Raw genomic sequence first — 12,633 nt, forward strand, 5'->3', positions numbered from 1 at the left:
GGGGCGCTCGGGGCGCTCGGGACTCTTGTCCATCAGGTCTCCCTTCGCAGCGAGACCAGGTCGGACAGCTCGCGGTCGGTCAGTTCGGTGAGGGCCGACTCGCCGGAGCCGAGGATCGCGTCGGCCAGGGCGCGCTTGGCGGCGAGCATCTCGGCGATGCGGTCCTCGACGGTGCCCTCGGCGATCAGACGGTGGACCTGGACCGGCTGGGTCTGGCCGATGCGGTGGGCGCGGTCGGTGGCCTGTTCCTCGACCGCCGGGTTCCACCAGCGGTCGAAGTGGACGACATGGCCCGCGCGGGTGAGGTTCAGGCCGGTGCCGGCCGCCTTCAGGGAGAGGACGAGGACCGGGGTGGCGCCGCTCTGGAAGCGGTCCACCATGCGCTCGCGCTCCGGGACGGGCGTGCCGCCGTGGAGGAGGTCGACGGGGATCGCGCGGGCGCCGAGGTGGGAGGTGATCAGGCGGGCCATGGCGACGTACTGGGTGAAGACCAGGACCGAGCCGTCCTCGGCGAGCACGGTGTCCAGCAGCTCGTCCAGCAGGGCGAGTTTGCCGGAGCGGGCCGCCAGGCGGTCGCCGCCGCCCGGCGGGGGCTCCTCCTTGAGGTACAGGGCCGGGTGGTCGCAGATCTGCTTCAGCGAGGTGAGCAGTTTCAGGACCAGTCCGCGCCGGGCCATGCCCTCGGCCGCCTCGATGGCGTGCATCGACTCGCGCACCACCGCCTCGTACAGCGCGGCCTGTTCCCGGGTGAGCGGCACCGGGTGGTCGGTCTCGGTCCTGGGCGGGAGTTCGGGGACGATGCCGGGGTCGGACTTGCGGCGGCGCAGCAGGAACGGGCGCACCAGCCGGGCCAGGCGCCGGGCGGTCTCGTCGTTCCCGGCGGCCGTGCCGGCCTCCGCGGCGCGTGCGTACCGGGCGCGGAAGGACTTCAGCGGGCCGAGGAGTCCGGGGGTGGTCCAGTCGAGGAGGGCCCACAGCTCGGAGAGGTTGTTCTCCACGGGGGTGCCGGTGAGGGCCACGCGCGCGGGGGACGGGATCGTGCGCAGCGCCCTGGCGGTCGCCGAACAGGGGTTCTTGATGTGCTGGGCCTCGTCGGCGACGACCATGCCCCAGGGCTGTCCGGCCAGCAGGGGTGCCGTCGACCGCATGGTGCCGTACGTGGTGAGCACGAAGCCGCCGTCGAGGCCGTCCAGGGTGCGGCCCGGTCCGTGGAAGCGGCGGACGGGGACGCCGGGCGCGAACCGGTTGATCTCCCGCTGCCAGTTGCCCAGCAGGGAGGCGGGGCAGACCACCAGGGTCGGTTCGCTGCGCGCCCGCTTCAGGTGCAGGGCGATGACGGTGACCGTCTTGCCCAGGCCCATGTCGTCGGCGAGGCAGCCGCCGAGGCCGAGGGAGGTCATGAGGTCGAGCCAGGCCAGGCCGCGCAGCTGGTAGTCGCGCAGGGTGGCGGCGAGGCCCGGCGGCGGCTCGGCGGGCCGTACGCCGGCGGTGATCCGGTCCCGCAGGGCCGCCAGCGCGCCGGCCGGCACCGCCTCCACCGTCTCGCCGTCGACCTCCGCGGTGCCGGTGAGGGCGACGGACAGCGCGTCGACCGGGTCGAGCAGACCCAGGTCGCGTCTGCGGGCCTTGCGGACGAGGGCGGGGTCGACGAGCACCCAGCGGTCCCGCAGCCGCACCACCGGGCGGTGCGCCTCGGCGAGGGCGTCCATCTCGGCGTCGGTGAGCGGGTCGTCGCCGAGCGCCAGCTGCCACTGGAACCGCAGCAGGTTCTCGCTCGCGAGGAAGTCCGTGCCGTCGGCCGCGGAGCCGGGCGCGGGCCGCACCACCGCGGTCGCGGTGAGGTCCTGCGCCAGGTCGCGCGGCCAGTGCACGGCGACCCCGGCCGCGGCGAGCCGGGGCGCGGCCTCGCCGAGCAGTTCGCCCACCTCGTCCTCGGACAGGGCGAGCACATCGGGCACGTCCTGCGCGCAGAGCCGGTCCAGCGGCGGCCAGACGCGGGCCGCGCGCCGCAGGGCCAGGGCGGCGTCCACACGTGCGCGGGGGCCGAACACCGCGTCGGCCTCCCCCGCCCACAGGGCTGCCGCGTCGGTCACGAGAGTGGGGTCGGCGAGGCTGTGCACCTGGACGACCGCCGCTCCGGCGGCGCGCACCGCGCCTCCGCCGCCGTCCTGGCCGTCCCGGCTGTCCTGCCTGTCCTGGTCGTCCCGGCTGTCGAAGAGGTCGTACGCCGACAGGTCCAGCCGCAGGGAGATCCGTACGCCCGCGTCCATGCCGGCGGCGACCTCGGCGGCCCAGTCGTGGGCGTGCGGCAGATGCTGCGGCCGGCGGTCGGCGAAGGGCTTTCCGCAGGTGTGGGGTGCGGCCGGGGTGCGGGGCAGGGTGTCGGCGACCGCGTCGAGGAAGGCGCGCAGCAGGGCCTCCGGCTCGGGCAGCCGGAGGGGGCCCGGGCCGGGCAGGGGGACCGCGTGGCCCTCGTACGGCAGGGCGGCGGCGATCGCACGCAGATGGGCGATGTCGTCCGGGTCGAGGGGACCCGCCCGCCAGGCGTCGTGCGCGGTGGCGGTCAGGCCGGGCAGCAGCCGTCCGCGGGCGACGAGCCGCAGGGCGTGCAGGGCGGCGGCGCCCCAGCAGACGGTGGCGGGATGGGCCGCCGGGTCGTGCCGGGCCCGTACGAGGTGGGGCAGCGCCTCCTCGACCGGCAGCGACAGCGCGGGAACGCTTCCGCGGCGGACGCCCGCCCCGTGGCGCCGTACGACGGTCAGCTCCGTGTGCGTGGGACGGTGCCCGGCGGGGCCGTCGGCCGGCCACACCGTGCCGTCCGGGTCCCAGAGGGCGAGGCGTCCCTCGCGCGGCAGGGGCGCGGGCAGGAACACGGCGGCGAGCCGCACGGGCAGGCCGTCCGCCGTCCCGTCCGCCCGGTCCGTGCGCGCCACGGCCGTGTCGCCCATCCGTCCTGTCGCCTCCCGCCCACCGGTCGCGTCCGTCGAGTCGGCCGCCCTCGACAATACGGGCGGGGTCCGACAACCGGTCCCGGCGACGGCCGGTCCTCCTCGGCCGGGCCCGCAGAGCACGCCGAGCATGCCCGTCGGAGCACATCTGGCCGGCGGGACGCGGTCCGTCCGTCAGGGCGCGGCACGGTCCCGCCCGCAGGGCGCGGTCCGTCCGCCGGGGCGGGTCCGCTGCTTCGAGCACGGTCCGTGCGTCAGGGCACCGTCTGGGAGACGACGTAGACCATCGGCAGGTCCGGGTCGGACATGTCGACGACGACGTCCTGGGTGGGAGCGGGGTTCTTCTGCTCGTGCGTGAGCCCCCACCAGGGACCCAGGCCCGTGAATTTCCAGCCGGTGATCCTCTGGTCACGGGCGTTGATGGTGATGTCGTCCTTCTTGAGGTCGCCCCGGTTGACCCCCATGGCCTCGAGGAAGGTGTCCAGGCCGGCCTGGGTGGTCCGGAACTGGACGTAGAGGCGGCTGGTCTTCCAGTTGTTCGTCTCGTACGAGGCGACCCGGTCCGCCGGGTGCGGTATCGGCACCTGGTAGAGACGGCGCTGGACCCTGGCCGGATAGGTGGGGGTGAGGCCGGTCGCCGAGTACTTGGCCTCCTTGTCCTTGCCGCTGTCGCGGCTCTGGTTGGCCGAGATCACCAGGTACCCGGCGGGGATGCCGATCAGCAGCACGATGATCAGCAGGGTGAGGGCCCTGCGGCGGATCCGGTGGAAGCGGTCCTCGACGGGCGGAGGCGGCGGTACGCCCGGAGACGCCGTCTGACGGGGCAGCGACGTCGTCACAGGGCCTCCTTGGCCGCCCGTCGGGCCTCCGCGTACCGCTCGTAGCGCTCGTACCGCTCGACCCGGCGCCGCTTGGCGCGCCGGAAGCGGCGGGCGACCAGCCGGGCGAGGTCGGCGGCGCCGACCATGCCGGCCTCGGGGCCCAGCTGGGCACGGGTGATACGGGCCTCGGGCCGGTAGCCGCGGCCGGTGAGGTGACGCCTGAAGGCGTCCCGGGCGGGGGCGATCAGCAGGTCGTCGGCCGCGGAGACACCGCCGCCGATGACGAAGCAGGACGGGTCGAGGGCGGCGGCGAGGTTGGCGATGCCGACACCGAGCCACTGGCCGATGTCCTCGAGCAGCTCGACGCACATGGCGTCGCCCTCGCGGGCCAGCTCGGTGATCACCGGGCCGGTGATGGCGGAGATGTCCCCCTTGACGCGCTCGATGATCCCGTAGGCGACCGGGGAGTCGGCCGCGGCCAGCTCGCGTGCCTCGCGCACCAGGGCGTTGCCGGAGCTGTACTGCTCCCAGCAGCCCCGGTTGCCGCACGGGCAGCGGTGGCCGCCGGGCACGACCTGCATGTGGCCGAACTCACCGGCGACGCCGTACTTGCCGCGCTTGACCTGGCCGCCTTCCAGGATGGCGCCGCCGATGCCGGTGCCCAGCGTGATCATGACGAGGTGGTCCTCGCCCCGGCCCGCGCCGAAGCGCCACTCGGCCCAGGCGGCGGCGTTGGCGTCGTTGTCGACCAGGACCGGCACGGACAGACGGTCGGAGAGACGGTCGCGCAGCGGCTCGTTGCGCCAGGACAGGTGGGGCGCGAACAGGATGCGGTTGCGGTCGGCGTCGACCCAGCCGGCCGCACCGATGCCGACCGCGTGCACGTCGTGCCGGTCGGACAGGTCCAGGACCAGTTCGACGATGGTGTCCTCGACGACCTTCGGGCTCTTGGACTTGTCCGGGGTCTCCGTGCGGAGCCTCTCCAGGATGTTGCCGTCGGCGTCGACGACGCCCGCCATCACCTTGGTGCCGCCGATGTCGATGCCCACCGTGGGCACCCGGGGTGCGGTCAGGTGGGAGCGACGTTCCCGGGTGCCCACAGTCCGCAGTACGGGGGCACGACGGGAGCCGATGGGGGCGGTGAGGTCGCGATAGGTGCTCATCGGGGCAGATTCTGCCGCACGGCCGATAACGGTACTGTACGGGGGAGCGGAGGGGTGGGCACCGGTTCCCGGCGTCTGCGGGCCGCTCTCCCCGATGGCGGGTGACGCAGGTCGTCGGGCCTGTCACCGCCTGTCGCCCGCCGGGTCGGCCCTTCGGAAACCTCCCGTCGTACGCGGATCCGCGGTCCGCTGTGCCCCGTTCCGGTGAGACGGAACCGGAACCGAACCGGGACTGAAGCAGGACGAAAACGAAACGAAAGCGCAACGAGAGCGCGCGGGAGCAGGGGGCTGCCTCTCTCCCCCCTCGCCCGGTCCGCGTCCCTGCGGGTCGCGGGTGACCAGGACGGCCCCCGGACTCCGCCGCACCAGGGCTCCGCCTCCGCGCCACCGCCGCACTCTCCGGGGGCCGGGCGCCCTCACAGCGGCTTTGCCCCTCCACAGCGGCATTCGGACACGGATTCGAGAGCGGCGAGGGTTCCGCCGACCGGCGGTCACCCTGTTGCCGGACACCTGGCTCCACGGCTCCACGACCGGGAGTCACGACGGGCCGCGCCGCTCCGGACAGGGGGAGCCCCCTCCTGGCCACGTGGCACCCGCCGCGGACGCGCGCCAGCCGTCACGGACATGCGACGACCGCCCTCCCGGCGGCCGCCCTCCGCCCCGGCACGATCACATGACCGCGATCACATGACCGCGATCGCATGATCACGCGGTCAGGACCGCACGAGCAGCTGGCAGGTCAGGACCGCACGAGCAGCTGGAACTCGAAGGAGTAGCGCGACGGCCGGTAGGTGTGGGTGCCGAACTCCACCGCACGACCGGTGTCGTCGAAGGTGACGCGCTGCATGGTGAGCAGCGGTGCGCCCTTCGCCTCGCCGAGCCGCTCGGCCTCGACGGGAGTGGCGGCACGGGCGCCGATGGACTGACGGGCGCTGTGCAGGGTGATCCCGGCGGCACGCATCAGCCGGTACAGACCGGTGGCCTCCAGCTGCCCGGTGTCCAGGTCGAGCAGACCGAGCGGAAGGTAGTTGGCGAGGTACGCCATCGGCTCGCCGTGCGCGAGGCGCAGCCGCTCGATGTGGTGCACCTCCTCGCCCTCGGCCACCCCGAGGGCGGCGGCGACCTCGCCGGAGGCGGGGACGATCGTGTTGACCAGGACCCTGGTCGTCGGACGCTGCCCCGCGGCCTCCAAGTCGTCGTAGAGACTGCTCAGTTCGAGCGGGCGCCGGACCTTGCTGTGCACGACCTGCGTGCCGACGCCGCGGCGGCGCACCAGGAGTCCCTTGTCGACGAGCGACTGGATGGCCTGGCGGACGGTGGGCCGGGACAGGCCGAGCCGCGCGGCGAGCTCGATCTCGTTGCCCAGCAGGCTGCCGGGAGGAAGAGTGCCCTGCTCGATCGCGGACTCGAGCTGCTGAGCCAGCTGGAAGTACAGCGGCACCGGGGAGCTCCGGTCCACACTGAGCTCGAGCGAGGCAGTAGGGTCCACTTCTGGTTTCGGCACGGCCCGAGCGTAATCCCACCACTGGTGGACGGGAAGCCGCCTGGTTCGATTGTCCTGACATACTGATTGACAGCGTGCGGGCTCCACCTCCACTTTGTTTCCATGCGCATCGGGGTCATCGGTACGGGCCGCATTGGAACTGTTCATGCAATTACGCTCAGCCGTCATTACGAGGTCGGATCACTGATCCTCACGGACGCCGATACGGCGCGGGCGCAGGAGCTGGCCCACCGGCTGGGCGAGACGGTGGCGCCGAGCGTGGACGAGGTCTTCAAGTGGGGTGTGGACGCCGTGGTGATCACCACGGCGACCTCCGCCCACGCCGAACTGATCAGCCGGGCGGCGCGGTCGGGGCTGCCGGTGTTCTGCGAGAAGCCGATCGCGCTGGACCTGCCGGGCACGGTGCACGCGATCGAAGAGGTGGAGGCGGCGGGGACGATCCTCCAGATGGGCTTCCAGCGCCGTTTCGACACCGGTTACACCGGCGCCCGCGAGGCGGTGCGTTCGGGGCGGCTCGGCCGTCTGCACACGGTCCGCGCGCTCACCTCCGACCAGGCTCCGCCGCCCGCGGAGTGGCTGCCGCTGTCCGGCGGGCTGTTCCGGGACACGATGATCCACGACTTCGACATCCTGCGCTGGGTGACGGGGCGTGAGGTCTCGCATGTGTACGCGGTCGGGTCCGACGCCGGTCCCGCGATGTTCCGCGAGGCCGGTGACGTCGACACCGGTGCGGCGCTGCTCACGCTGGACGACGGCACCCTCGCCACGGTCACCGCGACCCGGCTCAACGGCGCGGGGTACGACGTCCGCATGGAACTGGCCGGGGAGCTGGACCAGATCGTGGTCGGTCTCGACGACCGTACGCCGATCGCGTCCACCGAGCCGACCGGGCCGCCGGCCGCGGACAAGCCCTGGTCCGACTTCCTGGAGCGCTTCGGCCCCTCCTACGAGGCCGAACTGCGTGCCTTCGTCGAGGTCGTGCGCGGTGAACGGCCCAACCCGTGCGACGGCCGCGAGGCCCTGCAGGCCCTGCGCATCGCCGAGGCCTGCGAGATGTCCCGCCGCGAGCGCCGCCCGGTGTACCTGGCGGAGATCCCGGGGATCCCGGGCGGGCCCCGCCGGACGGCGCTCCGCTGACAAGCCCACAGCCGTGCGACGGCCCCACAGCCGCCCCGCCGACGCCTGCGTGTCCAACAGCCTTGCGGGGCGGCCGACTTGTGTCCTGTGCGCCTGGAACACGCTCCGTACGGGCACAAGTCGACCGCCTCGCACTTGGGTTGGGCGATCCGCGCCCCGGGCCGACCGAGCCGCATCCGGCGGCCGGCCCACACCTGACGGCCGGTGCGCATCCGGCGGCCGGCCCTCGCCGGACGGCCGTCCCTCACCGGACTGCCGCCCCTCACGGACGGCCGACCGGGCATTTCGGCCGGGCCCTGATGCGCACCGGGCGGTCGATGCGAGGGAAACAGGCGCCCCCGCGTCGGGCCGGGCCGGACGGGAGGGGATCCGGACGGCGCTACCAGCGCACCGGCAGGCTCCGCCGGCCGCGGATCAGCATGCCCGGGAACCATTCGCCGGGCGGCCCGTCGAGCGCCAGGGCGGGAGCGCGCCGGAGAAGGGTGCGCAGGGCCGTGCGGGTTTCCAGACGGGCCAGAGAGGCGCCCAGGCAGTAGTGGATGCCATGGCCGAAGGCGAGGTGGCCACGGGCGTCGCGATGGATGTCGAACCGGTCGGGGGCCGCATAGCGTCCGGCGTCCCGGTTGGCGGCGGAGAGGCCGATCAGCACCGGCTCGCCCCGCTCGATGGCGATGCCCGCGATCTCCAGGGGCTGGGCGGCGTACCGGAACGTGGCGGTCTCCACGGGACCTTCGTACCGCAGCATCTCCTCGACGGCGTCGTCGATCAGATCCGGGTCCGTGCGCAGCTCCGCCAGCTGCTCCGGGTGGGTCAGCAGGGTGTGCACGCCGTTGACGATGAGGTTGACCGTCGTCTCATGGCCGGCGATGAGCAGCAGGAAGGCCATGTCGCGCAGTTCCTCGGCGGAGAGCCGGTCGCCGTCCTCGGCCGTGGTGCGGATCAGGGCACTGAGCAGATCGTCGGCCGGTCCGGCGCAGCGCTTGTCCTCGATCAGATCGGCGAGGTACACGAGGAGCCGGTCCACCGCCCGCTGCTGCGCCTCCTCGCTGGTGGGGGCGACCATCTCGTTGGACATCTCCCGGAACGCGGCCCGGTCGATCTCCGGCACGCCCAGCAGTTCGCAGATGACCGTGATCGGCAGCGGATACGCGAACGCCTCCACCAGGTCCGCGCGTCCGTGCGGCAGCATCGCGTCCAGCAGGTCGTCGGTGATCTGCTGGATCCGCGGCTCCAGTTCCTTCACCCGGCGCGCGGTGAACGCCCGCGCGACCAGCGCGCGTAAGCGCGTGTGCTGCGGCGGGTCGACGGCCAGCAGATTCCTGCCGAACACCCGTCGGCCGGCGAGGGGCGTGTCGATCGCGCTGACGTCCTTGGCCAGGCGGGGGTCGGCGAGCGCGGCGCGTGCCTCCTCGTACCCGACGACGAGCCAGCTGTCGTAGTTCGCGGGCGGTGGCAGCCGCACCCGGTGCACCGGGCCGAGTGCGCGCAGTTCGGCGTAGACGGAATGCGGATCCTCCCGGAGCTTCGCCCCGTACTCGTTCAGGTCGATCACGTCTGCCATCACCACTCCCTCCGGAGTGCGGAAAGACTCCCGGTGACCGGTCAACGCACGGGGGATCCGCAAAGTGCCGGACCGCCGCGGAGCGCCGCACCGCCGGAACCCGCCTTCAGGGCCTTCAGGTCCTCTCGGCGCCTTTCAGGGAATGTCCTGTTCGAGAAGTCCCGCGTCGTGGACGAGCAGGGCGATCTGCACGCGGTTGTTGAGGCCGAGCCGGGCGAGGATGCGGGAGACATGGGTCTTGACGGTGGCCACGCTCATGAACAGTTCGGCCGCGATCTGGGCGTTGGCCAGTCCCCGGCCGATGCGCACGGCGACCTCGCGCTCGCGGTCGTTGAGCGGGGCGAGCCGTTCCCGCGCGCGGGCGCGCCGGTCGTCGGCGGCGGCACCGGCGGCGTGCCGTATCAGCTGGCGGGTCACGGCGGGCGAGAGCACCGGGTCGCCGGCCGCGACCCGGCGTACCGCCTGCACGATCTCGGCCGGCGGGGTGTCCTTGAGGACGAACCCGGCGGCGCCCGCACGCAGGGCGCGCAGGACCTGCTCGTCGGCGTGGAAGGTGGTGAGGACGACGACCTGGGGCGCCTCGGGGCGTCCGCGCAGCTGCTCCGTCGCCGTCAGACCGTCCACGCCCGGCATCCGCACGTCCATCAGGACGACGTCCGGCCGCGTGCGGTCGACCAGGTCCTGCACCTCGCTGCCGTCGGCCGCCTCGCCGACGATCTCGATGTCGTCGGCGCCGCCCAGCATGAGGGACAGCCCTGCTCTCACCAGCGGGTCGTCGTCGACGAGAAGCAGTCGGATCGTGCTCATGGACCCACCCAACCAAAGCCCGGGCCCCGTCGACCACCCCGGGTCGGTCGCGCAGGGGGACCCGTACGGAGGGAACCGCTGATTCCGGAGGTGTGCCGCCGCCGAAGGCGTACTGCCGGTGAGTCGTCGGGGCCCGGACCGATGCCGGTGACCCCTCAGCCACCAGTCGTGTTTTCCGGATTTTTCGGATGCGGAAAAGCATGCGCACGGTTACGCTGAGCAGTCGACCGTGGCGTGCTGGCCGCCCGGTGCGCGCAGTCGGACGCGGCACCGTCGAGCGGGCGGGAGGGGGAGCAGCATGACGTACTGCAGGGTGAGCCGGGACGACATCCGGTTCGACGTGGAGAAGCTCTGCGAGAAGCGGTTCGTTCCGGCGGTCTCCGTCCAGTGCCCCAGAAGCGTCACGGTGTACCGGGTGAGGCCGAAGGGCGGATGGGGCGATGCCCTCCCCTGTTCTCAGGCGGATTCCGAGAGGTGGGACGCAGCCGCGCGCACCTGCCTCGACTCCCTCTCCCGTGCCCTGGAGGACCTGTACCGGGCCCATGGCGGCCGGAAGTGCACGGTGGACTTGCGTGCGGGCAGTCGGAGCTGGAGGGTCCTCGCCCCGCCGTTCCCCTGGCCGGGGTGGCGAAAGCGGATGGCGAAGCGGTCGGAGCAGGCCCAGCGCGCTTTCGCCGCTGCCGTGCAGCGGGCGGAGGAGGAGTACCGGCCGGTCCGGGAGGAGATCGCGCGGCGGCTGGCCGAGCACCGGGCGGAACAGGAGGCGCGGGAGCTCGCGCGCCGCAAGGAGGCGGAGCGCAGGCGCTCCGTGCTGCACACGGTCGCCGCCCAGCGGGTGTGGCTGTTCACGGTGGCCGAGGCCGGCTCACCCGTGTTCGTCCACCGGGCCGACGTACCGGCTGCCCTCGCACTGCCGGACTCCCCGGCCGAGTCCTCCCCCGAGGGCGGCCTGACGGCACGTCGGCTCGAGGAGCACCTTCTGAGGCTGGCGCGCGACAGCGACGGTCCCGTCGAGATCCGGTGGGACCGGGCGGCGCAGGCCGAGGTGGAGCGCGAGTGCCGTGCGCAGGACGTCGCCGTCTCCTTCTCGGAGTGGTGGCGCGCGGTGGCAAGGGGCGCCTGGAAGAGCACCCGTCGGGGCCCTCAGCCCTCCCTGTCCGCCCCGTTCCGGTCGTCCAGGGCGTCCAGAGCGTCCGGCTCGTCCCGGGGCGGTGGCGTCGGAGGGTCGGGATCGGGCACCTACATCGACACCTCCAGTGGCTCCGCCGGTGGCTTCGACGGCTCCGGTGGCTTCGGTGGCTTCAGCGGCTTCGGCGGTTTCGGCGGCTACTGACCGGCGCCCGGCGCACCGGTGACGGGGGGCACGGCGGACGGCGCACCGTCCCGCCGCTCCTCGCTGCCCCGGTGACATGACTGCCTCCGGCGCCATCGCTGTGCGGCAGCCGGGCCGTGCCCCGGATTCCGGCGGCAGGACCGTCGAGGGACCGCCGCGTGCACGCGCGCGGGGAGCGGTCCGGTGGGACAATCACTGTGCATGCGCGCCGCTTATGTCGAACGGCTGGGTCCGCCCGGCCTCATCCGCTACGGCGAGCTGCCCGATCCCGTGCCGGGTCCGGGCGAGGTGCTGGTGGATGTGCTGGCCACCGCGGTCGACCCGGTGGACACCCTGGTCCGCTCCGGGGTGTTCCGTACGCCGCTGCCCTTCCCGTTCGTGGTCGGACGCGACCTCGTGGGCACGGTGGCCGCTCCGGGATCCGGTTTCGCCGCGGGCGAGACGGTGTGGTGCAACAGCCTCGGCCACGACGGACGGCAGGGCGCCGCCGCCGAACGGGCCGTGGTGCCGGCCGACCGTCTCTACCGGCTGCCGCCGGGCGTGGACCCGGGGGAGGCGGTGGCCGTGTTCCATCCGGCCGCGACCGCTCACCTGGCTCTCTTCACCCACGGCGGGCTGCGGCCCGGCGAGACGGTCCTGGTCGGCGGCGCGGGCGGCAACGTGGGCGGCGCCCTGGTGGAGTTCGCGGTCCACGCACACGCGCGCGTGCTCGCCACCGCAGCACCGCGCGCCCATGCCCATGTCCGCTCCCTGGGCGCGGCCCATGTCGTGGACTACCACGCCGACGATCTCGCAGCGCGGCTGTCGGCCCTCGCCCCGGACGGTGTCGATGTGCACATCGACACCTCCGGCCGCAACGATCTCGGCACCGCGGTCGGTCTCCTCGCCCACCGCGGCCGGATCGTCGTCATGTCCGGCGCCCGGGACACACCGACTCTCCCGGTCGGCGCCCTCTACATGAAGGACGGCTCCGTGCGCGGCTTCGCCCTCTCCAACGCCACCACCGCGGAACTGGCCGACGCGGCCCGCGCTGTCAACGATCTCCTGGCGGCCGGCGCACTGCGTCCCCGCTTGGTCGAGTACCGGCCCCTGAGTGCGACGGCCCGGGTGCACCGCCGCATGGAGCAGGGGGAACTGCACGGCCGGCGCGTGGTGCTGCGCCCCTGAACCGCCCACCGCCCCTCGGGCGCACATGACACGTCGGCGGTGCGGGCCGCGGACTGCTCCGCGGTCACCCCCAGGGAAGCCGCCCCCGCACCTCGAAGCCCCCGTCGGGCGTCGGGCCGTGCTCCAGGGTGCCGCCGGCCAGGACGGCACGCTGGGTCAGGCCGATCAGGCCCTGGCCGGAGCCGGGGACGT

Annotated in this window: 9 protein-coding genes and 1 pseudogene; 3 read left to right on the top strand and 7 right to left on the bottom strand. The window is 73.5% G+C overall.

Going from position 1 to position 12,633, the window contains the following annotated elements:
* Positions 1–32 precede the first annotated feature (32 nt).
* From CCN35_RS16960 to CCN35_RS16975, 4 genes are all read right to left on the bottom strand, one after another.
* Entirely contained in the window at positions 33–2,948 is a 2,916-nt protein-coding gene (locus CCN35_RS16960) for a DEAD/DEAH box helicase (RefSeq protein WP_086793356.1), read from the bottom strand.
* Positions 2,949–3,202: 254 nt separating this feature from the next.
* Positions 3,203–3,787 (bottom strand): sugar kinase, encoded by a 585-nt coding sequence (locus CCN35_RS16965; RefSeq protein WP_086793358.1) that lies wholly within the window; start codon positions 3,785–3,787, stop codon positions 3,203–3,205.
* On the bottom strand, positions 3,784–4,932 hold the full coding sequence (locus CCN35_RS16970) for an ROK family glucokinase (RefSeq protein ID WP_067389148.1): 1,149 nt from the start codon (positions 4,930–4,932) through the stop codon (positions 3,784–3,786). The genes CCN35_RS16965 and CCN35_RS16970 overlap by 4 nt, the downstream gene beginning before the upstream one ends.
* 739 nt (positions 4,933–5,671) lie before the next feature.
* Complete coding sequence (locus CCN35_RS16975) at positions 5,672–6,421, bottom strand: GntR family transcriptional regulator (protein ID WP_086793360.1); 750 nt, start codon at positions 6,419–6,421, stop codon at positions 5,672–5,674.
* 117 nt (positions 6,422–6,538) lie between these two features.
* Between CCN35_RS16975 and CCN35_RS16980 the strand changes: the two genes are divergently transcribed.
* Complete coding sequence (locus CCN35_RS16980) at positions 6,539–7,573, top strand: Gfo/Idh/MocA family protein (RefSeq protein ID WP_086793365.1); 1,035 nt, start codon at positions 6,539–6,541, stop codon at positions 7,571–7,573.
* 379 nt (positions 7,574–7,952) lie between these two features.
* On the opposite strand, the gene CCN35_RS16985 is transcribed toward CCN35_RS16980, so the two are convergent.
* Both CCN35_RS16985 and CCN35_RS16990 read right to left on the bottom strand, forming a co-directional pair.
* A complete protein-coding gene (locus CCN35_RS16985; protein ID WP_086793367.1) occupies positions 7,953–9,134 on the bottom strand; it encodes a cytochrome P450 family protein in 1,182 nt (393 codons plus the stop codon).
* A gap of 135 nt (positions 9,135–9,269) precedes the next feature.
* A complete protein-coding gene (locus CCN35_RS16990; RefSeq protein WP_067389156.1) occupies positions 9,270–9,941 on the bottom strand; it encodes a response regulator transcription factor in 672 nt (223 codons plus the stop codon).
* Between the two features lie 298 nt (positions 9,942–10,239).
* Here CCN35_RS16990 and CCN35_RS28935 point away from each other — a divergent pair, with 298 nt between their 5' ends.
* Both CCN35_RS28935 and CCN35_RS17000 read left to right on the top strand, forming a co-directional pair.
* Positions 10,240–11,274 carry an OTU domain-containing protein gene (locus CCN35_RS28935; protein WP_067389158.1) on the top strand — a complete coding sequence of 345 codons (1,035 nt, stop codon included), beginning with the start codon at positions 10,240–10,242 and terminating at the stop codon, positions 11,272–11,274.
* A gap of 201 nt (positions 11,275–11,475) precedes the next feature.
* Complete coding sequence (locus tag CCN35_RS17000) at positions 11,476–12,441, top strand: NADPH:quinone reductase (RefSeq protein ID WP_086793369.1); 966 nt, start codon at positions 11,476–11,478, stop codon at positions 12,439–12,441.
* A gap of 64 nt (positions 12,442–12,505) precedes the next feature.
* On the opposite strand, the pseudogene CCN35_RS29520 reads toward CCN35_RS17000, so the two are convergent.
* A pseudogene (locus tag CCN35_RS29520) lies at positions 12,506–12,633 on the bottom strand (sensor histidine kinase); the annotation flags it as partial.

It is taken from the genome of Streptomyces thermovulgaris, from assembly GCF_002155915.1.
Classification (GTDB): domain Bacteria; phylum Actinomycetota; class Actinomycetes; order Streptomycetales; family Streptomycetaceae; genus Streptomyces; species Streptomyces thermovulgaris.